This is a genomic window from Actinomycetota bacterium, from assembly GCA_018830725.1.
GTDB lineage: Bacteria > Actinomycetota > Humimicrobiia > JAHJRV01 > JAHJRV01 > JAHJRV01.
Window position 1 is genome coordinate 1 of the sequence record JAHJRV010000083.1, and the last position, 2,254, is coordinate 2,254.

A 2,254-nucleotide genomic window follows, 5' to 3' on the forward strand; every position below is an offset into this window, starting at 1 on the left:
AAAAGATGCCCAGCAGGTGTTTGTAAAGCACTTGTAAGATCTAAGTGTGAGAATGCATGCCCAGCTAATGTTGATGTTCCAAGTTATGTTACCTTAATAGCAGCAGGTAGATATAAGGAGGCTTTAGATATACATAGAAAAAGAAACCCCTTCCCAGCTATATGTGGTAGAGTTTGTCCAGCATTTTGTGAGGATAAGTGTAAAAGAGGAGATGTAGATGAACCAATAGCAATCAGGGCACTTAAAAGATTTATGTCGGATCATGAGATGGAACATCCTTGGAATCCCAAGACAATTGAAGAACCTAAGGAAGAAAAAGTAGCAATAATTGGTTCAGGACCTGCGGGATTATCAGCTGCATACAGATTAGCTACATGGGGCTATAAAGTGACCATATTTGAAGCTTTACCAGTAGTTGGAGGAATGATGATGGTTGGAATACCTGATTATCGACTACCAAAAGATATAATAAATTTTGAAGTAGATGCAATAAGAAGATTAGGTGTTGAGATAAAATTAAATTCGCCCATAGGTAATGATATGACCTTAAATGACCTTATAGATCACGGTTATTCAGCAATAATAGTAGCTGTTGGTGCTCAAAAAAGTATGAAACTTAGAATACCAGGAGAAGAACTGGAGGGTGTATTATCTGGTATAGATTTTCTAAAAGATGTTAATTTAGGCAAAGACATTGATTTGAAAGATAAAAAAGTAGTAGTAATTGGTGGTGGAAATGTGGCTATAGACTCATCCAGGAGTGCTTTAAGATTAGGGGCAAAAGATGTACAAATACTATATAGAAGAACAAAAATGGATATGCCAGCTCACAAAGATGAGATAGAAGGAGCAGAAAAAGAAGGGATAAAGATGAACTTCTTAACGACACCTGTTGAAATTTTAGGGAATAATGGAGAGGTAAGTGGTATAGAATGTATAAATATGAGATTGGGTGAATTTGATAGAAGTGGTAGAAAAAGACCAATGCCTATTGACGGAAGTGAATGTACAATAGATATTGATGTTGTTATTACTGCAATAGGACAGGCATTAGATACATCATTTCTTACAAAAGATACAGAAATAAAAACCTCAAAAAGTAGATTTTTTGAAACTGATTCTAAAACTATGGCAACTAACACTGAAGGTATTTTTATAGCTGGTGATGCTGTAAACGGTCCAGCAACTGTAATAGAAGCAATAGTATCTGGCGAGAAAGCTGCTTTAGGAGTAGATAATTATCTAAGGGAAAGAATGGCAAAGGAGAAACCAAAAGAAACAATAACCATAGAGAGAACCTTTGAATTGGAGGAAGGTGAAATTCCAAGAATTAATATGCCAGTTTTAGAATTAAAAGAGAGATTGAGTAATTTTAATGAGGTTGAATTAAGATTATCAGAGGAAAATGCTATATTTGAAGCAAAAAGATGTTTACGTTGCGATTTAGAGGAGGAATAGTATGGAAATAAAAATAGATTTAGAAAAAGCCAATAAAATTATAGAAAAACATGGGAAAAATCCTGAAAAATTAATAGAAGTATTAAGTGAACTAAATAGTAAATATGGATATCTACCAAAACAGGTTTTGAAACAGGTTTCAAAATTCTTCGATTTACCTTTAAGTAGAATTTATGGTACTTCTTCTTTTTACACGATGCTTGCAACTGAACCCCTGGGTAAAAACATAATAAGATTTTGTGAAAATGCCCCCTGTCATGTTGTTGGAGCATCAAAAGTTTTGGAATCACTCGAAAAAGAATTAGGAATAAAAATTGGCGAAACAACAAAAGACAAAAAATTTACACTTTTAACAACAAGCTGTATTGGTATATGCGGAGTAGGACCAGTAATGGTAATAAATAACGATGTTTATGGAAATTTGAAACCTGAGGATATTCCCAGAATTTTAGCAAATTATAAATAAATTTTTAATTAAAAATTAAATAATAAGATAAAATTAAAAATAAAAAAGCTTTGAGCATATTCTCTAGACTAAAACGTAGGGCAAGGCCTTAGCCTTGCTTTAAAAGCAACCCTAAAGAGTTGCCCTACACCTATATCCTCTCCCCTTGTGGGAGAGGGCTGGGGAGAGGGGAAAATTAAAATGTCTTTGAAACCATGCCACAAAGCATTTAATAGAAATTAAATTTAGAAAAAATATTAATAATCTGAAAAATATTCTATTTTAGGAGGGAAATCATGGCTCTTTATCGTGCTCATGTAATAGTATCTATTGATAGTTTTAGTATTCTAA

Annotated in this window: 2 protein-coding genes; both read left to right on the top strand. The window is 33.3% G+C overall.

Annotation, left to right across the window (positions count from 1 at the left end; translation table 11 throughout):
- Positions 1-1,458 (top strand): FAD-dependent oxidoreductase (locus KKC53_03885; protein ID MBU2598306.1); only part of this gene is annotated, 1,458 nt, incomplete at its 5' end.
- Position 1,459: 1 nt separating this feature from the next.
- Positions 1,460-1,924 carry an NADH-quinone oxidoreductase subunit NuoE gene (nuoE, locus tag KKC53_03890; GenBank protein MBU2598307.1) on the top strand — a complete coding sequence of 155 codons (465 nt, stop codon included), beginning with the start codon at positions 1,460-1,462 and terminating at the stop codon, positions 1,922-1,924.
- Positions 1,925-2,254: the final 330 nt, after the last annotated feature.